At 55.1% G+C, this 19,631-nt stretch carries 20 protein-coding genes, 1 tRNA gene and 1 pseudogene; 5 read left to right on the plus strand and 17 right to left on the minus strand.

From position 1 onward, the window contains the following. Positions 1-121 precede the first annotated feature (121 nt). Positions 122-898: a serine O-acetyltransferase gene (cysE, locus tag LOY43_RS23070; protein WP_007916901.1), complete on the minus strand. Its 777-nt coding sequence runs from the start codon at positions 896-898 to the stop codon at positions 122-124. Positions 899-901: 3 nt separating this feature from the next. Next, complete coding sequence (gene trmJ, locus LOY43_RS23075; protein WP_007916903.1) at positions 902-1,672, minus strand: tRNA (cytosine(32)/uridine(32)-2'-O)-methyltransferase TrmJ; 771 nt, start codon at positions 1,670-1,672, stop codon at positions 902-904. Between the two features lie 145 nt (positions 1,673-1,817). Between trmJ and suhB the strand changes: the two genes are divergently transcribed. Next, positions 1,818-2,636, plus strand: coding sequence for an inositol-phosphate phosphatase (gene suhB, locus LOY43_RS23080; protein ID WP_095048353.1), 819 nt, complete (start codon positions 1,818-1,820; stop codon positions 2,634-2,636). A 249-nt stretch (positions 2,637-2,885) separates the two neighbouring features. Here suhB and LOY43_RS23085 read toward each other — a convergent pair whose 3' ends face one another. The 6 genes from LOY43_RS23085 to queA form a co-directional block, all read right to left on the minus strand. Next, positions 2,886-3,434, minus strand: a complete 549-nt coding sequence (locus LOY43_RS23085) for a glycine zipper 2TM domain-containing protein (RefSeq protein ID WP_007916907.1) — start codon at positions 3,432-3,434, stop codon at positions 2,886-2,888. 121 nt (positions 3,435-3,555) lie between these two features. Beyond that, positions 3,556-4,470, minus strand: a complete 915-nt coding sequence (gene secF / locus LOY43_RS23090; protein ID WP_095048354.1) for a protein translocase subunit SecF — start codon at positions 4,468-4,470, stop codon at positions 3,556-3,558. Between the two features lie 9 nt (positions 4,471-4,479). Next, positions 4,480-6,348 carry a protein translocase subunit SecD gene (secD, locus tag LOY43_RS23095; protein WP_007916911.1) on the minus strand — a complete coding sequence of 623 codons (1,869 nt, stop codon included), beginning with the start codon at positions 6,346-6,348 and terminating at the stop codon, positions 4,480-4,482. A gap of 64 nt (positions 6,349-6,412) precedes the next feature. Further along, positions 6,413-6,751 (minus strand): preprotein translocase subunit YajC, encoded by a 339-nt coding sequence (gene yajC, locus LOY43_RS23100; RefSeq protein ID WP_007916913.1) that lies wholly within the window; start codon positions 6,749-6,751, stop codon positions 6,413-6,415. A gap of 43 nt (positions 6,752-6,794) precedes the next feature. Further along, a complete protein-coding gene (gene tgt, locus LOY43_RS23105) occupies positions 6,795-7,910 on the minus strand; it encodes a tRNA guanosine(34) transglycosylase Tgt (RefSeq protein WP_163004798.1) in 1,116 nt (371 codons plus the stop codon). Between the two features lie 14 nt (positions 7,911-7,924). Next, complete coding sequence (gene queA / locus LOY43_RS23110; RefSeq protein ID WP_007916915.1) at positions 7,925-8,989, minus strand: tRNA preQ1(34) S-adenosylmethionine ribosyltransferase-isomerase QueA; 1,065 nt, start codon at positions 8,987-8,989, stop codon at positions 7,925-7,927. A gap of 107 nt (positions 8,990-9,096) precedes the next feature. Here queA and LOY43_RS23115 point away from each other — a divergent pair. Further along, a tRNA-Leu gene (locus LOY43_RS23115) sits at positions 9,097-9,181 on the plus strand. 456 nt (positions 9,182-9,637) lie between these two features. Beyond that, a pseudogene (locus LOY43_RS23120) lies at positions 9,638-9,996 on the plus strand (DNA/RNA helicase, superfamily II protein); the annotation flags it as partial. Positions 9,997-10,327: 331 nt separating this feature from the next. Here LOY43_RS23120 and LOY43_RS23125 read toward each other — a convergent pair. From LOY43_RS23125 to LOY43_RS23150, 6 genes are all read right to left on the minus strand, one after another. Beyond that, positions 10,328-11,794, minus strand: coding sequence for a hypothetical protein (locus tag LOY43_RS23125; protein ID WP_258708785.1), 1,467 nt, complete (start codon positions 11,792-11,794; stop codon positions 10,328-10,330). Positions 11,795-11,858: 64 nt separating this feature from the next. Continuing rightward, on the minus strand, positions 11,859-13,412 hold the full coding sequence (locus LOY43_RS23130) for an SAVED domain-containing protein (RefSeq protein WP_258708786.1): 1,554 nt from the start codon (positions 13,410-13,412) through the stop codon (positions 11,859-11,861). Between the two features lie 6 nt (positions 13,413-13,418). Further along, positions 13,419-14,318, minus strand: coding sequence for a CBASS oligonucleotide cyclase (locus tag LOY43_RS23135; protein WP_258708787.1), 900 nt, complete (start codon positions 14,316-14,318; stop codon positions 13,419-13,421). Continuing rightward, positions 14,318-14,818, minus strand: a complete 501-nt coding sequence (locus LOY43_RS23140) for an HORMA domain containing protein (protein WP_258708788.1) — start codon at positions 14,816-14,818, stop codon at positions 14,318-14,320. Before LOY43_RS23140 ends, LOY43_RS23135 begins: the two co-directional genes overlap by 1 nt. After that, positions 14,815-15,294 (minus strand): hypothetical protein, encoded by a 480-nt coding sequence (locus LOY43_RS23145; protein WP_258708789.1) that lies wholly within the window; start codon positions 15,292-15,294, stop codon positions 14,815-14,817. The genes LOY43_RS23140 and LOY43_RS23145 overlap by 4 nt, the downstream gene beginning before the upstream one ends. Beyond that, a complete protein-coding gene (locus LOY43_RS23150; protein ID WP_258708790.1) occupies positions 15,291-16,190 on the minus strand; it encodes an AAA family ATPase in 900 nt (299 codons plus the stop codon). Before LOY43_RS23150 ends, LOY43_RS23145 begins: the two co-directional genes overlap by 4 nt. 285 nt (positions 16,191-16,475) lie before the next feature. Between LOY43_RS23150 and LOY43_RS23155 the strand changes: the two genes are divergently transcribed. Further along, positions 16,476-17,363 (plus strand): hypothetical protein, encoded by an 888-nt coding sequence (locus LOY43_RS23155; RefSeq protein ID WP_258708791.1) that lies wholly within the window; start codon positions 16,476-16,478, stop codon positions 17,361-17,363. 237 nt (positions 17,364-17,600) lie between these two features. Here LOY43_RS23155 and LOY43_RS23160 read toward each other — a convergent pair whose 3' ends face one another. Next, complete coding sequence (locus LOY43_RS23160; protein WP_258708792.1) at positions 17,601-17,843, minus strand: DUF6429 family protein; 243 nt, start codon at positions 17,841-17,843, stop codon at positions 17,601-17,603. A 267-nt stretch (positions 17,844-18,110) separates the two neighbouring features. Here LOY43_RS23160 and LOY43_RS23165 point away from each other — a divergent pair, with 267 nt between their 5' ends. Continuing rightward, positions 18,111-18,440: a hypothetical protein gene (locus LOY43_RS23165; protein ID WP_258708793.1), complete on the plus strand. Its 330-nt coding sequence runs from the start codon at positions 18,111-18,113 to the stop codon at positions 18,438-18,440. Positions 18,441-18,452: 12 nt separating this feature from the next. On the opposite strand, the gene LOY43_RS23170 is transcribed toward LOY43_RS23165, so the two are convergent. Beyond that, positions 18,453-18,821: a PH domain-containing protein gene (locus LOY43_RS23170; protein WP_034156100.1), complete on the minus strand. Its 369-nt coding sequence runs from the start codon at positions 18,819-18,821 to the stop codon at positions 18,453-18,455. Positions 18,822-18,866: 45 nt separating this feature from the next. Further along, positions 18,867-19,613 (minus strand): hypothetical protein, encoded by a 747-nt coding sequence (locus LOY43_RS23175; RefSeq protein WP_258708794.1) that lies wholly within the window; start codon positions 19,611-19,613, stop codon positions 18,867-18,869. Positions 19,614-19,631 lie beyond the last annotated feature (18 nt).

A 19,631-nucleotide genomic window follows, 5' to 3' on the forward strand; every position in this document is an offset into this window, starting at 1 on the left:
TATTTAAGTCAACTTTAAGACCTAGTACTTTAGTCAGGTTTACCCGCAAAAGAGCGCGCGAATGATAGCAGGGTCTGCGGCCTAATGGCACACCGGTTGACGCAAGCCTCTGTAGGAGGCGCTAGCTGGCTTTGGACTCGTCTTTGCCTTTGACGCAGGCGAAGTCTTCTTCACGCAGTTCAGGCAGATCTTTCGCACAGTAATTGCTACCCAGATCCTTCAGCGCGCCGCACATCCCCTCCAGCCGCCCGTCCACCGCTTGCAGGTGATCGAGCAACTGACCAATGGCGCGCGCCACCGGGTCAGGCATGTCTTCGCTGACGCCGTAGGCATCGAAACCGATCTTCTCGGCCATGGCCTTGCGCTTGGCATCCTGCTCTTCATCGGACTTGACGATGATGCGCCCGGGAATACCGACAACAGTGGCGCCCGGCGGCACTTCTTTAGTCACCACGGCGTTGGAACCAACCTTGGCACCAGCGCCGACGGTGAACGGGCCGAGCACCTTGGCGCCCGCGCCCACGACCACACCATCACCCAGCGTCGGGTGGCGTTTGCCCTTATTCCAGCTAGTGCCGCCGAGGGTCACGCCCTGATAAATAGTCACGTCATCGCCAATCTCGGCGGTTTCACCGATGACGATACCCATGCCATGGTCGATAAAGAAACGACGACCGACTTTGGCCCCCGGATGAATCTCGATCCCGGTTAGCCAGCGACCGAAGTTCGACACCAGCCGCGCCAGCCATTTCAGTTCGTTGCGCCAGAGCATGCCGGCCAATCGATGGATCCAGATCGCATGCATGCCGGGGTAGCAGGTCAGGACTTCAAAAGCGTTACGCGCCGCCGGGTCTCGATGGAATACGCTCTGGATATCTTCACGCAAACGCTCAAACATCATTTAGTCCTTCCGCTTAAGAAGCTCACCACGGGCCGCTTTCTGGGTTTCCGTGAGGATGCCACGCAAAATATTCATTTCCGCCCGGCTGACCGAGCTGCGTCCGTACAACCGACGCAGGCGCGCCATCAAGTGCCGTGGTTTCTCGGGATCGAGGAATTCGATGGCGACCAGTGTCTGCTCCAGATGCTCATAGAAGCGTTCCAATTCATCCATGGTCGCCAGCTCGGCGCTTTTCACCGAAGCCACTTCTTCTTTCTCGATCTTGCTCGGCTGGCCTTGGGCGGCCAGCCAGGCCATGCGCACCTCATAGCTCAACACCTGCACCGCCGCGCCGAGGTTCAGCGAACTGAACTCAGGGTCGGAGGGGATATGCACGTGAAAGTGACATCGCTGCAGCTCTTCGTTGGTCAGACCGGAATCTTCACGACCGAATACCAGAGCGATTTCGGCGCCCTGCCCGGCTTCCTCGACTACTTTGGTGCCGCACTCGCGCGGATCCAGCAGTGGCCAGGGAATGCGGCGGTCACGGGCGCTGGTGCCAAGCACCAGATTGCAGCCGACCAAGGCATCTTCCAAGGTGGCGACGACTTGCGCATTTTCAAGGATGTCACCGGCACCGGAAGCACGAGCATCGGCTTCGTGGTGCGGGAAGACCCGCGGTTCGACCAGCACCAATCGCGACAGACCCATGTTTTTCATGGCGCGCGCGGCCCCGCCGATGTTGCCGGGGTGGCTGGTATTGACCAGGACGACACGAATGTTCTGCAGCAAGGGAGGCGCTCTCGGACACAGGAAAGGGGTGCAAATCTTACAGAACAGCCTACCGTTAAGCTATGAAAGCGAACAGCGTCCTTCACCTGAAGAAAAGTTCTGATAGAATGCGCGGCTTTCTTTAACAACCTTAGGTGACACATCCATGCAGCCCATGCTGAATATCGCGCTGCGCGCCGCCCGCAGCGCCAGTGAACTGATCTTCCGCTCCATCGAGCGCCTGGATACCATCAAGGTCGACGAAAAAGACGCCAAGGATTATGTATCCGAGGTCGATCGCGCCGCTGAACAGAAAATCATCGACGCCCTGCGCAAGGCATACCCGAATCACTCGATCCAGGGTGAAGAGACCGGCATGCACGCCGGCACCGGTATCGAAGGCGAAGAGTACCTGTGGATCATCGATCCACTGGACGGCACCACCAACTTCCTGCGTGGCATTCCTCACTTCGCTGTCAGCATTGCCTGTAAGTACCGTGGCCGCCTGGAGCACGCAGTGGTTCTGGACCCGGTTCGCCAGGAAGAATTCACCGCCAGCCGTGGTCGCGGCGCTCAACTGAACGGTCGTCGCCTGCGCGTCAGCGGTCGTACCAGCCTTGACGGCGCCCTGCTGGGTACCGGTTTCCCGTTCCGTGACGACCAGATGGACAACCTCGACAACTACCTGGGCATGTTCCGCGCCCTGGTTGGCCAGACTGCCGGCATCCGCCGTGCCGGTTCGGCAAGCCTGGACCTGGCTTATGTCGCTGCCGGTCGTTTCGACGCGTTCTGGGAATCGGGTCTGTCCGAGTGGGACATGGCTGCAGGCGCCCTGCTGATTCAAGAAGCTGGCGGCCTGGTGAGCGACTTCACCGGCGGTCACGACTTCCTTGAAAAAGGCCACATCGTTGCCGGCAACACCAAATGCTTCAAGGCAGTACTGACGGCGATCCAGCCGCACCTGCCGGCTTCGCTGAAGCGCTAAGCTTCACGCGAAAGGAAAAAAGCACCCTTCGGGGTGCTTTTTTTATGCCTGGAATTCGATCTTCAGACCACCAAAATCTTCATGTGGGAGCGAGCCTGCTCGCGAATGCGGTATGCCAGGCGACATTAATGTTGACTGTCAGAATGCATTCGCGAGCAGGCTCGCTCCCACAAGGGATCACGGCACAGCCTGAAATGGCGGGTACAAAAAAGCACCCCGCAGGGTGCTTCTTGTTAAAACAGTCGGTACTTACTGAGCCGGCTCATTCTGCGACAGAATCAGCTTGCCTTCCTTGTCGACCGGAATCTGGTTGCCCGGATCACGATCCATCCGCACCTTGCCTTCCTTGCCATCGAGCGAGTAACGCACGTCGTAACCGACGACCTTGTCGCTGATGTCATTGACCGTGTTGCAGCGGGTTTGCGTGGTGGTGTAGGTGTCACGCTCTTGCATGCCTTCCTGCACCTTGTTACCCGCATAACCGCCACCGACCGCACCGGCCACCGTGGCAATTTTCTTGCCGGTGCCGCCGCCAATCTGATTACCCAGCAAACCACCTGCCAGCGCACCGACGACGGTACCGGCAATCTGGTGTTGATCTTTTACCGGTGCCTGACGAGTCACTGTCACGTCCTTGCACACTTCACGTGGAGTCTTGATCTGTGTTTTAACCGGTTCAACGGCCAATACTTGCGCATACTCAGGGCCGCTTTTAACCAGGCTGTAGGTGGCAACAGCACCCCCGGCAGTTACACCGACAGCACCCAATACCGCACCAACCAGCAACGACTTGTTCACATGAACCTCCTGACCATCACATGCGGGACGCGCCCGCGCTTCTCCCAGCCTTGGAGCATAAAAAAAGGCGCGAGTTCAACTCGCGCCTTTCTTGGGCTGACAGCCGGGAAAACGATGGCCGTTATGGACGGTCGTCGACTTCCTTCTCGGTGTTGGCCGGAGGAATCAGATCCTCGGTAGTCAGATTCAACCAGATCAGCACCACGTTAGCGATGTAGATCGACGAGTAAGTACCCGCCAGAACCCCGATAAACAGCGCGATCGAGAAGCCGAACAGGTTGTCACCGCCGAAGAACAGCAGTGCCGCGATCGCCAGCAAAGTCGAGATCGACGTTGCCATGGTGCGCAGCAGGGTTTGCGTGGTCGAGATGTTGATGTTCTCGATCAGCGTTGCCTTGCGCAGGACACGGAAGTTCTCACGAACCCGGTCGAATACCACGATGGTGTCGTTCAGAGAGTAGCCGATGATCGCCAGCACCGCCGCCAGCACGGTCAGATCGAAAGTGATCTGGAAGTACGACAGGATACCGATGGTTACGATCACGTCGTGAATCAGCGAAACGATGGCGCCGACCGCGAATTTCCACTGAAAGCGGAAAGCCAGGTAGATCAGGATGCCGCCGAGCGCCAGCAGCATGCCGAGGCCGCCCTGGTCACGCAGCTCTTCACCGACCTGCGGGCCGACGAACTCGACACGCTTGACCGTTGCCGGGTTGTCGCCGCCGACCTTCAGCAGCGCTTCCGCCACCTGATGGCCCAGTTGCGGGTCTTCACCCGGCATCCGCACCAGCAGATCGGTAGTCGCACCGAAGCTCTGCACGATTGCTTCGTGGTAACCCGACGTCACCAGCTGCTCACGCACCTTGGTAACGTCGGCCGGACGCTCGTAGGTCAGCTCGATGAGCGTACCGCCGGTGAAGTCCAGACCCCAGTTCATGCCCTTGGTAGCGACACTGAACATAGCCAGCAACGTGAGGAATACTGTGACGCCGAACGCGAAGTTGCGAACGCCCATGAAGTTGATTGTACGTAACATGGCAGCCCCTTAAATCCACAACTTCTTGAAGTCACGTCCGCCGAAGATCAGGTTGACCATTGCGCGGGTCACCATGATGGCCGTGAACATCGAGGTAAAGATCCCGAGGGACATGGTCACTGCGAAACCTTTGACCGGGCCGGTGCCCATGGCAAAGAGAATCCCGCCGACCAACAAGGTAGTCAGGTTGGCGTCGAGAATCGCGGTGAATGCCCGGCCGAAGCCTTCGTTGATTGCACGCTGCACGGTCATGCCGGCGGCGATCTCTTCACGGATCCGCGAGAAGATCAGCACGTTGGCGTCGACCGCCATACCCATGGTCAGCACGATACCGGCGATACCTGGCAGGGTCAGCGTTGCACCCAGCAGCGACATCAAGGCCAGCAGCAGCACCATGTTCACCGCCAGTGCGACGGTGGCGATGATGCCGAAGAAGCGGTAGATGGCGATGATGAACAGCGACACGAACAGCATGCCCCACAGCGACGCATCGATACCTTTGGTGATGTTGTCAGCACCCAGGCTCGGGCCGATGGTGCGCTCTTCAGCGAAGTACATCGGTGCAGCCAGACCACCGGCACGCAGCAGCAGCGCCAGTTCGGACGACTCCCCCTGACCGTTCAGGCCAGTGATGCGGAACTGAGCACCCAGCGGCGACTGAATGGTCGCCAGGCTGATGATCTTCTTCTCTTCTTTGAACGTTTGCACCGCAACGTCTTTCTCGACGCCATCGACCACTTGCTTGGTGTAAGTGGTGACCGGACGCTGTTCGATGAAGATCACCGCCATGCTGCGACCGACGTTCGAACGAGTAGCGCGGCTCATCAGCTCGCCACCGTGACCATCCAGACGGATGTTCACTTCGGGGGTGCCGTGCTCGCCGAAACCGGCCTTGGCGTCGGTGACCTGGTCACCGGTGATGATCAGGCCACGCTCGATCTGTGCTGGCGGACGATTGCCTTCACGGAACTCGAAGGTTTCAGAGGTGGCTTTCGAAGCACCCGGCTCAGCAGCCAGACGGAACTCAAGGTTGGCCGTCTTGCCGAGAATACGCTTGGCTTCGGCAGTGTCCTGCACGCCCGGCAGCTCAACCACGATGCGGTTGGCGCCCTGACGCTGCACGATCGGTTCGGCAACACCCAGCTCGTTGACGCGGTTACGTACCGTGGTCAAGTTCTGCTTGATGGAGTATTCACGGATTTCCGCCAGCTTCGCCGGGGTCATCGCCAGACGCAGCACCGGTTGACCGTTGAGGTCGGCCGGAACAATGTCGAAATCGTTGAAGTTCTTGCGGATCAGTGCACGGGCCTGTTCGCGGGAATCTTCATCGCTGAAGCCCAACTGAATGGCACCGCCCAGTTGCGGCAGACTGCGATAGCGCAGCTTCTCTTTACGCAGCAGGCTCTTGACGTCGCCTTCGTAGACTTTCAGGCGTGCATCGAGGGCTTTGTCCATGTCCACTTCCAGCAGGAAGTGCACACCACCGGACAAGTCCAGACCCAGCTTCATCGGGTGCGCGCCCAGATTGCGCAGCCATTGCGGGGTGGTCTGCGCCAAATTCAGCGCGACAACGTAGTCATCACCCAACGCCTTGCGCACAACGTCTTTGGCCGGCAACTGGTCTTCAGCCTTGCTCAGACGGATCAGACCGCCCTTGCCGTTGGCGGCCAGCGTGGCAGCCTTGACGTTGATCCCGGACTCCTTGAGCGCAGTGCTCACACGATCCAGATCAGCCTGATTGACTTGCAGCGCAGTGCTTGCACCGCTGACCTGAATGGCCGGGTCATCGGGGTATAGATTCGGAGCGGAATAAATCAGACCGATCGCCAGCACCGCCAGGATCAGAATGTATTTCCACAGAGGATATTTGTTCAGCATCACGCCGCCCGTTATGAACGCGGGGCGCCTTGCGCGCCCCGTCGATTGAGTAGAAGTTGTTGCTTCAGATCGCTTTCAGCGTGCCTTTTGGCAGCGTGGCGGCGATGGCGCCTTTCTGGAACTTCATTTCCACGGTGTCGGAAACTTCCAGAACCACGAAGTCATCGGCAACTTTAGTGATCTTGCCGGCGATGCCGCCAGTGGTCACAACTTCGTCACCTTTCTGCAGGCTGCTCAGCAGGTTCTTCTGCTCTTTGGCGCGCTTGGCCTGTGGACGCCAGATCATCAGGTAGAAGATGACCAGGAAGCCGACCAGGAAAATCCACTCGAAACCGCCGCCCATTGGGCCGGCAGCAGCCGGTGCAGCCGCGTCAGCCATGGCGTTAGAGATAAAAAAGCTCATTTAGCACTCCAGTTGCAAATGTTGAATCTTGGGGTCAGAAAACTCAGTCCAAAGGCGGAACGGGGAGCCCGCGTTTGGCGTAGAAGGCATCGACAAAGGCGGCCAATGTACCCTGTTGAATAGCCTCGCGCAAACCAGCCATCAGCACCTGATAATGGCGCAAGTTGTGGATGGTATTGAGCATGCTTCCCAGCATTTCGCCGCACTTGTCCAGGTGATGCAGATAAGCGCGGGAGAAGTTCTGGCAGGTATAGCAATCGCAGGTCGGATCCAGCGGCGATTCATCATGGCGATGGAACGCGTTACGGATCTTCAGCACGCCTGTATCAATGAACAGATGCCCATTGCGGGCATTACGGGTTGGCATCACGCAATCGAACATGTCCACACCGCGGCGCACACCCTCAACCAGATCTTCCGGTTTGCCAACGCCCATAAGGTAACGAGGTTTGTCAGCCGGCATCATGCCCGGCAGATAATCCAATACTTTGATCATCTCGTGCTTCGGCTCGCCCACCGACAGACCGCCAATGGCCAGGCCATCAAAGCCGATCTTGTCGAGGCCTTCCAGCGAGCGCATGCGCAGATCCTGGTGCATGCCACCCTGCACGATACCGAACAGCGCCGCGGTGTTTTCACCGTGGGCATTTTTCGAGCGCTGAGCCCAGCGCAGCGACAATTCCATCGAAACGCGCGCGACGTCTTCGTCAGCCGGGTACGGCGTGCATTCGTCGAAGATCATCACGATGTCGGAGCCGAGATCGCGCTGCACCTGCATCGACTCTTCCGGGCCCATGAACACTTTGGCGCCGTCGACCGGGGAAGCGAAGGTCACACCCTCCTCCTTGATCTTGCGCATCGCGCCAAGGCTGAACACCTGGAAACCGCCGGAGTCAGTCAGGATCGGGCCTTTCCACTGCATGAAATCGTGCAGGTCGCCGTGTTCCTTGATCACTTGGGTGCCAGGACGCAGCCACAGGTGGAAGGTGTTGCCGAGAATGATTTCTGCGCCGGTGGCAACGATGTCACGCGGCAACATGCCCTTGACCGTGCCGTAAGTGCCCACCGGCATGAACGCCGGGGTCTCGACGGTGCCACGCGGGAAGGTCAGGCGACCACGCCGGGCCTTGCCATCGGTGGCCAGAAGTTCAAAGGACATGCGACATTCGCGACTCATTCTGTTTCCTCTGGGCCGGTTTCTTTAGGGGCAGTAGGTGCGGGATTACGGGTGATGAACATCGCATCACCGTAGCTGAAAAAGCGGTAACCGTTGTCGACGGCGGCTTTGTAGGCCGCCATGGTTTCCGGATAACCGGCAAATGCCGAAACCAGCATTAACAGCGTGGATTCCGGCAAATGGAAATTGGTCACCAGGGCATCGACCACATGGAACGGCCGGCCCGGGAAGATAAAGATATCGGTGTCGCCACTGAACGGCTTGAGCACGCCATCGCGCGCAGCACTTTCCAGCGAACGCACGCTGGTGGTGCCGACGGCAATTACTCGACCACCGCGCGCACGGCACGCCGCGACTGCATCGACCACGTCCTGGCCGACTTCCAGCCACTCGGTGTGCATGTGGTGATCTTCAAGCTTCTCGACGCGCACCGGCTGGAACGTCCCCGCGCCCACGTGCAGCGTGACGAAAGTGGTCTCAACGCCCTTGGCCGCAATCGCTTCCATCAGCGACTGATCGAAATGCAGCCCCGCCGTCGGCGCCGCCACCGCACCGAGTTTCTCGGCGTACACGGTCTGATAACGCTCGCGATCCGAGCCTTCGTCCGGGCGGTCTATATAAGGAGGCAACGGCATGTGCCCGACGCGATCAAGCAGCGGCAACACTTCTTCAGCGAAGCCCAGCTCGAACAACGCATCGTGACGCGCAAGCATTTCCGCCTCGCCACCGCCGTCGATAAGGATCTTCGAACCCGGCTTCGGCGACTTGCTGGAACGCACATGGGCCAGCACGCGATGCGTATCGAGCACCCGCTCAACGAGGATTTCCAGCTTGCCGCCCGAGGCTTTCTGCCCGAACAGCCGCGCCGGAATCACCCGGGTATTGTTGAACACCATCAAATCGCCCGGGCGCAAATGCTCAAGCAAATCAGTGAATTGACGGTGTGCGAGGGCGCCGCTCGGCCCGTCAAGGGTCAGCAGGCGACTACCGCGACGCTCGGCCAAAGGGTGGCGGGCGATCAGCGAATCAGGGAGCTCGAAAGTAAAGTCAGCAACGCGCATGATGGGGTTCGTCTAGCAGGGCCGGAAAGTCTAGCGGAAATATCGAAAATTCTCTATGTACCTGATTGACCGACGGTAATCTCATCTCTATACTTCGCCGCCATTGAGCCCTGATGGCGGAATTGGTAGACGCGGCGGATTCAAAATCCGTTTTCGAAAGGAGTGGGAGTTCGAGTCTCCCTCGGGGCACCAAAATTAAGAAAGGTCTTGCTTAGCAAGGCCTTTTTTTTCGCCTATAGAAAAATGATTTTTTCCCACTATCCTCATTCATCCCCCTGCACGGCTACGCATGCGCTGCGTTAGCTACCTCGAAATTAATCAGCACCACTCTCAGTTGTTCAGTTTCAGAGCAATTGCCCCACTCCTTTATTCCTTAGCCTGACGCATTAAAACTTCATTACCGATATAGGCACAGGACGAGCCGAGCTCAGTGCATTCACGCCACCCTCCCGCCGCTGAAGTCTGCCAACCACTTATCCTGACTTTACTCAGTCGGCATGCGCTCTAACGATGTAAATCCTTCACCTGTGAGCAATCATTCTCAACGCTCTCGGGAAGGCTTTTATCGATCAATGACTCCTAGCATCCGCCAGCGGGCAAGCCTCCCTTGCCCACGCACTTATGTGCATGAGCGCCTGTGTGAACTAGCGCGGCGCTGACGGTAACTTCAAGGGCAATAAGATCTTGGCACACCTGCGCCAGGTGATCGAGCGCCTCGGTGAAAGCCGCTTCACACGGTGGGAGTCGGCGGCACCCAAGATCGAGGAATACGGCCCGCGCACCATCGACCGCCTTGGTTTTCGCAAAACGCTAGAGCATGGGCATGGTCAACACCATGCACACCACCAACACCTGAACTTCTACAGCGCAGAGCGCTGGAACCGGACAGCGACGGTAAGGCATCGCATTTGCACCGGCTGCCTGGCCTCGGTCCGCAATGCCACTACATCGTGAAAACGACTCCGGGAACTGATGAGGCTCGGGCTGCCCGAGGGCGACTCTGCTGATCGAGGTAGCGTCGGCTTATTCCCGGCCTCGCTAGCTACTCATCCAACCCAAAAGTAATTCGAAGGGACAAGACAGACGAAAGAATTCCAAGCCTCTACAAAACAACACGAACTGCTAGCCAGCGAACTGGGCAATAGCGCGTCCACCGTGCTTGTATCGCCGAATTCGGGTAGCACTCACGCGACCACTAGCTGCGAGACGAAGCAACGGTTGATCGATGAGATCGACCAACTGAACCATCCACCGTGATGAATAACTGAAGGCGATTGAAGAGCACTTCGCCGAGATGGCGCCGTTGAAACCGCCTTTAGTCAAGACTGCATATCAGGCTCAACCATCAGAAGAGTTAGGGAAAACCTTATCAGCTTCCTTGCGCAAATCGTCACAAAACTGATCATACTTAGCAGGATCCAAAAACTCATCAATAAACTGCACAATCCTTTCAGAGCTTGCAAGTACTGGACCTCTCTTTATAGTAGCCCTCTCTACTTCATGTAACCATTTCGCATCTTCGATATTTGAGAAGGTATCTGGCAAATCAGGAAAGCGCTCTTTACTGGCATACACTCTTTCGATATCAAGCATTGCAATAAAGCTAGGCTTAAGATGCATAACATGAACTTCGTTCAAATCATTTAATCTTGCAGAAGCCCGCTTGGCATACATATCGTTATCAAGAACAAAGATCGCGTGCTTTTTACTTGTTTGCAAAAGCTCAAGAAGCTTCGTTGATTGATATAGACCACCTAACGCGATGGCATTCACATTGCCAACATTAATTCTTCGTGAAAGATCCTGCTTACTTAAAAAGTAATCAACAAAAATCTCATCCACTTTCCCCTCGACAAAAAGCGTAAGTTCCGCCGTTTTACGCTCAACTATAGGATTGACAACTGTTTTCGCGCCTGCAGTCTTTTTACGTTCGTCCTCGGCACTTTTGAGTACTTTGGCAGCACCGGGGATTTTTGCTGCACGCGGAAATAGTGGGAGCCAACCTTTACTATTACTCCATATTATAGGCAACGTGGTATTGGGTGTATTATGATCAAAAACCAAAAGCCCGCCAAGATCCATAAATCCCAGACCAGAAGATGAAACAACCCTGCAATAACGTTTTATACTTTCAAGAGCGGCACTCCTCTCAGACATTGGCATACCTTGGTAAAAGACCGCATCCAAATTTGCTACGGTATCTCTTACATTGTACTCCAGAGCTGTTACCACGGAGGCTCCGGTTCCATCTAGAACATGTTTTATACCGTCGTCATATCCCGCAACTGTGAGGACAAAAATATTTCTCGTGCGAGACAGTGAGTAGACCTCTTCAGCCACCCGACTTACTTCTTTAGCAATAGTTTTCCCCGACCCTATAACGTCATCAACAAGAACAATATTTTCGATCCTCGAAAGATCCAACTGATCTTCCTCATCACTGGAAACAAAGTTATCTTCGGGAATATCGGCGGTGACCCTATAATGATATGCAATCAAAGCTCCACTTTTCGCGGAGCTACCAACAGCTGCAAACAACGTATTATTCCCCTTCATGGGAAACCCTTTTTCGGAAATCTTTCTAACAAGTTTCGTGTGCGCGACTTCCAATGCCGATCTAATTTGAGCGGCCCCCAGCACATCGAGATGTTCTATAATTTTAACAGCGAGCGAGTAATCATCCTTATCAAACTGCAACACCCACTTTATTGCATGATCCAGTGACACCTGAATTGGCCACTTTTTTATCGCCGCATCGATTCTCTCAACAAGACTACGAAGATTGGAAGGTAGCGCACTTATCATATTTACTCCTTTTTCTTAACAAACTTTCAAACGCTGATCATTCTCAAATAACCCGTCTAGTCGACTATCCCGTGGGTAGCACGGTGGCGACCTCCGGGTAAGTGAGTGAGGGTTGATAAGAGTTATTCACCTGAAACTCAAAATCGAATTCATATAGTGTTAGCGGTTTGAGCATCGCCACTTGGCGCCCTAAATAAAAAGTGAATGCGTTTGGGGCTGCGATGAAAAGATGATAACGCTCAAGTCGTGAGCTTAGGCGAGCGTCACGATCAACACGAATTCTTGCCGCAAATTGCTCGGCCAACGCATTCGCGTGGGCACCGGAGACGATCGCCTGCGCCGACACGCCGACACTAGGCTTAGCGACCAGTAATCGGCGCAACTTCAGCCCACTCTGCCCGAGGTAGTGACGCACAGCGCCTTCAGTATCCCGGGTGACACTCACGGCACAGGCAGTACCCTGCCCCTCAGGATCCAGTTCGTGCTCCTCAAATATCCACGTGGCATGCATAGACGAAAGAGGCTCATCATCGGCCGCCCAGATCCTCAATACCGGCGATCTTTGCTCAAGCTCGACCAGACGCCCGGACTTGGTATCCAGCACGACGCCCGCGGCAAACGCCAACGTCAAGTGCGCTTCGATTGCCAATCGAATGCGCCCCTCACGCGTCGGTAGTCTGAGCAGGAATTCCCGCAGTCTAGGCAACAGCGAGTCGCGCCAAGCATCGGTGTTACGAATACTTCGTTCATCAAACTCTGGAACCAGGTCCAGAACTTCGACACAGCGGTTGTCCAAACGGTCCAGGGCATGCTCGAAGGTTTTCACACCGAAGGAATAGACAGGGTTGACCGGTTTGCTTGCCAGCAAACCTTCCTGGGCGCACTGATCCCTGAACGATTCACGCGTGTACTCGGTCCGCTGATGGCCTACCCACTCGAAAATATTGGCATCATAGGGAGTTGTACTCGCGTTGGGGGCAGGACGAATCAATCCATTGGCCCGACAGGCCTGATCAAGCAACTCACGGAGCCCATCAAGCGAATCGCGGGTCAGGTGAAATCCGAGCCGGCCACACAGCTGTTCAAGTTCATCTTCGTCGACGCCCAGATGCTCGGCCCACAGTTTTCTCAGTTTCCCTCTGGCACTGCGCGGCGTACTGCCATCGAACAACTTATTCACGTCCAAGTTCAGCGAACGCTGCCGAATATGCCGGTTGAGTATGTCGTCCGCTGCGACGCCGTGATTAGTCACCAGAATCAGCTTTGAGACCTGATTGTTCGCCGCATCGTGACGGTGAGCGTCGAGCGCACGCTTTAACAGCGAGGTAGTTGTGGCGTTGATGTACTCAGGGGTGGCCAGATCAAGGTGAGTGAATGATCCAGGCACCGCGTGCCATTTGCATTGCATCCGCTCAAACCGCAGCGCCTGTCCAACATGGTCCGGCGGCGCCTTGTCTGGATCGTACTCAATCCAGATATCATCAAAACCTTTTAACCCTGACTCAAAGCCGACCCGTAATATATTGCTCTCAGGATCCAGCAAGCGTGCGGCGTGCAGCCAGAACATCCGCGCCTGAAAAACATCGCCATCACGGCGTGTGATAACTGCTTGTGCCATGGCGATTCAGCTCAGTGGGAACATGGGACCGAGCAACGCGCGCCAGGCCTTCAGGGCTTCGCCGTTCTTGCCTTGGCGCACCAGGTGGATTGCCTGTCCCGCCTCTTCGGCTGCTTGACGCAGTGCCCGCTGCGCACTGGCCACCCGCTGCGGATCCATTGAATCGCTGATGGGCGGTCCCAGCTCGGCCGGATCCAACCAAACTTCGCCGATTCGATCAGCCAAGGTGGCGAAGAAGCTCTGCAGCTCGCGGTCAAACTGTCCTCCCCACCCTCCATACAAACACTGCAGCGCCATCACCTCAATCATGAACGACGGCTTGACCGGTTTCTCCCCGTGCTTTGGGTTGTTATTCCAGTATTTAACCATCCGCACTAGACCTTTCCACTCATTGCCATAGGCCTGATGGGCGTTCGTGGCTTTCTCGGCGTGCTTTTTTGGATTAGTCTTGATCCACTTACCCGTATCATCGTCTGGAATCTCAAAGTCCTCACCGCAAGCGAACGCTGGCACCACGTCGATACTGAGAATTTTATAATCGGTCTTGTCTTCCTCTTTGATCTCGACCCCGAAGTCGACATTGATCGAGCGACTCTGGCGCCGAACTGCAGCATTCCCATACTTGTCGATTAACGCCTTTTCATAATCGTCCAGAACCACGCCTGCGGACTTGCTCCGATATTGCTTTTCAGACTCCTTCATCACAAAGAAGATATCGATATCTTTTAGTGGTTTGGTCTTGGTGAAGCGGGCGTAGGAACCAGTCAGAAAATCATTGTCGATTGAAAACTTAGAACGGACGAATTCACGAATTTCAGTATGACGCTCGCTTGCGTTCTTCTGCTCCTTGTCGTTGAGCTCTAACCGACTCTTGAACTTGCGAAATGCCTCATCGATTGTCAGCATCAGGTACTTCTCCAGTAGGTGGTATTCGCGCCCAGACCGTTGTGTTCAATAGTGGTACCCAAGCTCTGACGTACAAAACCCTCGGTTGATCTCAAATTGCAGGTGCTCCAACCCGAGACATCCGGTCGACCATTGGCAGTGGTGACCACTACACGGTAAGAAGCATCGGATGGCGTCACGCCAGCCTTCTTGATCGCATACTTCAGTTGCTCAGTATCGGCCCAGAAGCTACCTGCGGAACTGTCCCACGTATACGACACCGCGATATCCCACCGAGTAATCAGAGCGTCAGTCTTCGGGTGGTGGATTTCTAGAATCACTAGCTCAAGATGTTTGGAATCGATCCACGCCTTGATTCCCCGGTGTAGGACATCCCAATCCCCCACTAGCCCCGCCGGATCCAGGCCGCTTTCACGGAGGATGTCTTTCAGACTCTTGAGAATGTTATCGGTCACGTATGTAACGGATTGGGTATAGGAATAAACAGAAACGGCCGTCATGATTTTAAGAACCTGTCGACGTCAACAGTGAAAGCGCTATCAGCCGCAGCGTGGGTCTCGGAGGACTTGTCCGCTAGACTTTGAGTCATGTTCCGGGCGGTAATGCGCGAGCTTTTGGCTTTCAGCGCCCGCTGGACCCAAGCCAGATCTTCTTCTGGACACGGTAATGAAACCCCCCAATCTCCCTTAAGGGCATCGTGCCCAAGCCGATCTTCCTTCTCGTCCCCGACAGCAAGCGCATCATCGTCATACAGACAGTAGATCCGTGTGCGTGGCCCGTCACAAGTGATCACGATTGCAGCATCTTTGGCTGCCTGCTCCGCAATAATCGAACTGGCAACGCCTGACACGGAAAGCAGTTCGTTACGTTTGTCGCTGTACTCACCTTTGGTCAGCAGATCGACTATAAAGCTCCATGTATCGGTAGTGCTGCGCTGAGGCGAACTTCGAATGACGCGGCTGACTACTGAACTCATGCGATCTCCCTCCTCAAGCGTACTGCCTTGGAAGCTCTGGCCGCCTGCAACAGATCTGACACCTTCAGTTCGCCGGGCTTGAGTGCGACCTCCTTACGAAGCGTCATCGCGCTGGCAACGAGCTTACGAATAGCTCGCCCATCCAGCCCAAAAATCTCATGCAAGACGTCAGTAAAACCAGGGGCGCGAGGCAGTTTGGCAACTGCGGGGAAAAACTGGCCCAAGTCGGAAAGGCAGGAATTCAATATCTGCCCACACGCATCGCGGTTGGGAAGTGGGATTTCTATCACCAAATCACAACGTGAGGTGAACGCTTCATCTACCGCCTGCGGAAAGTTTGATGTAGCGATAAACAACAGATTTTTATGTGACTCGGCGAGCAAATCTAATTGAACCAGTACGGCATCTGTAGCCCGGTGGATATCCACCGGGTTTGCACTCAGGCTCAGCTTGCTGCGGTCTGCAGCAAGAGTTTCCACTTCATCCAGCAGCACGATGGTGGGGCCAGCCATCGCTGCCTCTGCGATAGTCTGACCAAACAGCTCTGAAACCGCCCTCTGGGTTTTTCCCATCATGGCGCTACCCAACGCATGAGGATCGACTTCAATCAGGGAAAACTTCTGATTGGTAAAAATTTCTGCTGTTTTGTGGGCCAAACCTCGGGCTAGTGAAGTTTTTCCAGTCCCGGGTTCGCCGACTAGCAAAATCGTACCGTGCAAGGGCAGGATGGTCCGCGGGACCGTCTTTCGAACAGTAAAATTGACCACTGCCTGACCAAGCAACTGATCTTTTATACCTTGGTCAAGGAAAATAGACTTCCACAGGTCGCCCAGTGGAGGCGACGGCAATGTGACAATCTGATGTACGCCTTTGGGTAATTCTCCTAGTGATGACATCCTGGCCCAGCCTCTCTAAGCGAGCACCAATAGGGTGCCAGTTCATGGACAGAGTGCTCCTGCATAGGGGTCGGGAGCACAAATTTGCGTACGGCATGTGGAGTTCAACGATTAAAAGATGGAAAACGGATCCAAAGCATAGTGCTGATCTTGTCTCACCATGTCAATTTGCCATACCACCAAGCTTTTTGCGGACGCGACGGACAGTTAAGAGCATGGCTTAATAGACTCACTCCGAAGGGTAAAATGCCAAAAACAGGACACCACGAATAGGGAATTTGATTAATGGCTCAACTCACCACTACCGCAAGATTCCAATGTCCAGCGTGTAAGAAATCTGCCTGTGTGACCGTCGATGTCCCTGAGGTCGACTGGTGCGTGGAGCCGCTGTCCGACTCGTTATCGGAGGATGACACTGATATTGAATGCAATGAATGTGGCGCCCCATTCAGCGTTCACGTGCAAAACTCGCCAGCAGGTTGTTTTATAGAGCTCGATGAATACCCTGACGTCGAAGTAGATGCTGACGAAGCACCATTTTCGGCTGATGGTCCTGATGACGAGGATTGGTTAAACGATTACACACCTCCAAACCCATTTGATGTATTCGAGTCCAACCAACATCACTTGGGCGACGTCCTGGCTGAGTACGGCATTGGTGGCACAGGTGTGCTGAAGCGATCCGCTTCAGTAATTAATCGAATGGTTTTTGCCGAAACGATCAGCGCCATGGAGGCCTACCTGGGTGACACCCTCCAGAGCGCGGTGTTGAAAGACCCTATGGCAATGCAGCGCATGGTGGCCGAAGACAAAGAGCTTTCCGCAGAAAAAATTTCTCTAAATGAGATTCTGGGAAACCCAAAAATAGTAGAGGAGCGGGTTCAAACCTACCTGCGTGGGCTGCTTTACCACAACCTGGCCAAAATTGAAGTGATTTTCAGTTTCGCGCTTAAAATTGAGATTTTTCCAGATAAAGAACTCAAGCGTCGGCTGCACAAAACGATAGTGCTTCGTCACGATGTGGTACACCGAAACGGTCGCGACAAGGAGGGCAATGAACAACACTTCCCTACTCAATTGGTTGAATTAACAATGGACGATGTGAAAAGTTTTGTTGATCATGTTGAAAAATCTGTTCAAGCGCTGAGCAAGAAGATGCCTCCGCAAAGCTGAAAGGTGGAGTAGCAGCAGACCTTGTATCCCTAATTGTACAATCCCGATACAAGGGACGTTTGATGTGGAACGCTCAAGTCTCCCTCGGGCACCAAAACAAAGCCTTTCTTTCGTCTGCCGGAAAGCGCTCGCAGAATGCTGGCCGCGTTCCAGTGCGCAAGCTGCGGTCAATTTCACAAAGTTACGACCTCCTGAAACGCGACCTCGCATGTCACGGAATCAGGCTTCGGAACCGGATCAAGGCTCGGCTTGCGCACCTCTTCCAAACAACCGCGCCGCTATCGCCCGCCCTCGCTCCAGCCCCTCCTCCGTCAACCAGACCGACTTGTTCCTGTTCACCGGGTTACTGATAAAACCCTGCTCATGCAATCGGTTCATGATCTCGAAATCGAATCCTTTCCAGGCATTGCCGTCGTCGGAACTGAGTGCTGCCAACAGTGCAAGCACGGCGTCTTCCATCAGTTTGTCGTCGTATTCCATGGTCGTCGCTCCATTCGTATTCAACAGTTAACGTCGAGTGGGTGAAGGTTCACCATAATACTCGCCGGCCTCCGATGGAAATGCCGCTCAATCCCGTGAAGGTTATTGATCGGCTTCATCGTGCCCGGCCTCGCCTTTGGGCTGCACTTGTTGATCCCGCTCCGTATAATCACACCCCTCTGAAAGCAGCCCTACGCATCTTGCACCTGACGGTGGCTGCCTCCAGTCATCAACTCTCACACTGACGGACGTCGCTAAAGGCACCCCATGGAAACGTCACTGGAAACAGTCGCCCTTTTCTCCCTCAAACTCGCTTACGAGGAAGAAGGCCTGAGCCCGATCCTGCGGGACGACATGGTCATGGGCGATTACCAGAAAGACATTTTCGAACTATTGGTACGGCGCGGGGATGTCGAGACCATTCAGTTCAAGATGAATCAATGCCTTGGCCTGGCGATGAATGCCTTGGGCGGTGTCGAAAAACCGCTGGGACGTGAGTTGCACAAATTGTCCGCTGAGTTCAGTGAGGCGCGTTCGCTGGAGCAGCTGGATCAGCCGCTCCTTGCGCTCAAGGGCTATTTGAAAGACATCTTGTAATGGGCTGAGCCGTTACAGCAGATGCTTCGAGATGTACTTGGAAATCTCCACCATCGACGTCTTCCCGGTGAATTCGAACTTCACCTTCCCCAGTGACGAGAAGTAAATCTCCAGCTCCGAATCCAGATCGAACGTGCCCGAGGTTTCCACGGAGTAGGCGACGATGTTCTTGTACGGCAAGGACGTGAAATCCTTCTTGCTGCCGGTAATCCCCTGAACGTTGACCGCGATGATACGTTTGTTGGTAAACACCACGCCGTCACGCATGGCCTTGTAAGAGTCGATCACTTCTTCGCCATCCAGCAGCAGCGCGCTTACGCGTTCGGCGTACTCATCGTTCTGCTTGAGTTTGAAGAAGCCTTTGTTGTTGAAGTCGATCATTTGTCCATCCTCATCTTCAAGAAAACATCCCGGTATTTCTTTGGTTCAACGACGGGCTTTCAGCACGCGGATATCCGTCGGGAAGCCATCGGCGCCAACAAGCTTTTTCCAGCCCAGATATTGAAATTCGCCCTTCTCATCAATGTAATCGCCCTTCTCCACTGATCGGCCGCCAACCACCGCCACGCGTTTCACCTCACCACAACCGCCGTCAGAAGGCCGGACCGTATAGATCACATACGGTTTCACGTATTGCGTGGCGCGGAAGTATTGGCCGCAGATTTCATCGACGGTGATCAACATGGTTTTCAGGCGTGCTTCGCCGTCGGTGTCTTCGTGCAGTTTCAGGAAGGAGATGTCGCCGACGTCGCCGTAGCCGAGGGCGCGGGCGCGTTGGTATTCGGGGGAGTTCTGGTGGGCGATGCGGCCTTCCTCCGCAGCGCCTTGCATTTTCGCGGCGAACTCGGCTTTGCCTTGGGCAATGATTGATTCAGCCTGGCCCGCGAAGTTTTCGCATTCGGCGAATTCTCGCGAGCCCTGGTGATTGGGCGTCAGGTTGGAGCGGTGTTCATTCATGGTCTGCAGGTTGCTTTCCAGCGCAAACATCACGTCGTAGGCCGTGGCCCGACCGCTTTGTACGTCGGCCATTTTTTCCAGCACGCGCTGGCAGTTGCCGGCGTAATACTTCCAGCTGTTTTCCGGGTGTTCTTGCACGGCGGCGAATGCGGGGGTTATTGCGATGGCAATTGTGATTGCGCAGAACAGGCGCAAAAAATGAGTTCTGACAGGCATAGGTAGTCCATTACAGAG

Source organism: Pseudomonas sp. B21-041, from assembly GCF_024748675.1.
Taxonomy (GTDB): Bacteria; Pseudomonadota; Gammaproteobacteria; order Pseudomonadales; family Pseudomonadaceae; genus Aquipseudomonas; species Aquipseudomonas neuropathica.

What these genes read in the sequence shown, in the direction of transcription:
- cysE (WP_007916901.1), bottom strand. Translation starts at nt 898, where the DNA reads ATGTTTGAGCGTTTGCGTGAAGATATCCAGAGCGTATTCCATCGAGAC.
- suhB (WP_095048353.1), top strand. Translation starts at nt 1,818, where the DNA reads ATGCAGCCCATGCTGAATATCGCGCTGCGCGCCGCCCGCAGCGCCAGT.
- secF (WP_095048354.1), bottom strand. Translation starts at nt 4,470, where the DNA reads ATGTTACGTACAATCAACTTCATGGGCGTTCGCAACTTCGCGTTCGGC.
- secD (WP_007916911.1), bottom strand. Translation starts at nt 6,348, where the DNA reads ATGCTGAACAAATATCCTCTGTGGAAATACATTCTGATCCTGGCGGTG.
- yajC (WP_007916913.1), bottom strand. Translation starts at nt 6,751, where the DNA reads ATGAGCTTTTTTATCTCTAACGCCATGGCTGACGCGGCTGCACCGGCT.
- tgt (WP_163004798.1), bottom strand. Translation starts at nt 7,910, where the DNA reads ATGTCCTTTGAACTTCTGGCCACCGATGGCAAGGCCCGGCGTGGTCGC.
- queA (WP_007916915.1), bottom strand. Translation starts at nt 8,989, where the DNA reads ATGCGCGTTGCTGACTTTACTTTCGAGCTCCCTGATTCGCTGATCGCC.
- LOY43_RS23125 (WP_258708785.1), bottom strand. Translation starts at nt 11,794, where the DNA reads ATGATAAGTGCGCTACCTTCCAATCTTCGTAGTCTTGTTGAGAGAATC.
- LOY43_RS23130 (WP_258708786.1), bottom strand. Translation starts at nt 13,412, where the DNA reads ATGGCACAAGCAGTTATCACACGCCGTGATGGCGATGTTTTTCAGGCG.
- LOY43_RS23135 (WP_258708787.1), bottom strand. Translation starts at nt 14,318, where the DNA reads ATGCTGACAATCGATGAGGCATTTCGCAAGTTCAAGAGTCGGTTAGAG.
- LOY43_RS23140 (WP_258708788.1), bottom strand. Translation starts at nt 14,818, where the DNA reads ATGACGGCCGTTTCTGTTTATTCCTATACCCAATCCGTTACATACGTG.
- LOY43_RS23145 (WP_258708789.1), bottom strand. Translation starts at nt 15,294, where the DNA reads ATGAGTTCAGTAGTCAGCCGCGTCATTCGAAGTTCGCCTCAGCGCAGC.
- LOY43_RS23150 (WP_258708790.1), bottom strand. Translation starts at nt 16,190, where the DNA reads ATGTCATCACTAGGAGAATTACCCAAAGGCGTACATCAGATTGTCACA.
- LOY43_RS23155 (WP_258708791.1), top strand. Translation starts at nt 16,476, where the DNA reads ATGGCTCAACTCACCACTACCGCAAGATTCCAATGTCCAGCGTGTAAG.
- LOY43_RS23160 (WP_258708792.1), bottom strand. Translation starts at nt 17,843, where the DNA reads ATGGAATACGACGACAAACTGATGGAAGACGCCGTGCTTGCACTGTTG.
- LOY43_RS23165 (WP_258708793.1), top strand. Translation starts at nt 18,111, where the DNA reads ATGGAAACGTCACTGGAAACAGTCGCCCTTTTCTCCCTCAAACTCGCT.
- LOY43_RS23170 (WP_034156100.1), bottom strand. Translation starts at nt 18,821, where the DNA reads ATGATCGACTTCAACAACAAAGGCTTCTTCAAACTCAAGCAGAACGAT.
- LOY43_RS23175 (WP_258708794.1), bottom strand. Translation starts at nt 19,613, where the DNA reads ATGCCTGTCAGAACTCATTTTTTGCGCCTGTTCTGCGCAATCACAATT.